This is a genomic window from Pseudomonas sp. No.21 (assembly GCF_054558415.1).
Window position 1 is genome coordinate 1 of the sequence record NZ_BAAJNO010000050.1, and the last position, 335, is coordinate 335.

At 73.7% G+C, this 335-nt stretch carries 1 pseudogene; it reads left to right on the forward strand.

The features are described 5' to 3' along the window. Positions 1 to 335: pseudogene (locus tag ACYJSS_RS30700) on the forward strand (ImcF-related family protein); the annotation flags it as partial.

The window sequence follows — 335 nt, forward strand, 5'->3', positions numbered from 1 at the left end:
CTGGTGATCGGCGAGCCGGACGAAGTCACGGCCATCGCTCCCGGCCTGGCCGGTGCGCAATGGCTGGAAGGCGAGGGTGTCGTCCTGCTCTGGGGCGGTGCGGCCGAGGAGGCCGCTGGCGATGCGCGTCTCGAACGATGGCGCCGGCTCCGTCCGCGTCGCCCCGTGGACGGCATCGTCTGGGCGCTCAGCGCGCAGCAGGGTGCCGATGCGGACTACCTGGCCCGCTACCAGCGCCAGTTGCGGGATATCGCCAGGCGGCTGCGCTGGCAGGCGCCGGTGCACCTCTGGGAGGTCGGCCGCAGCGAGTGGGAGCAACCGGCCACCGAGGCCGC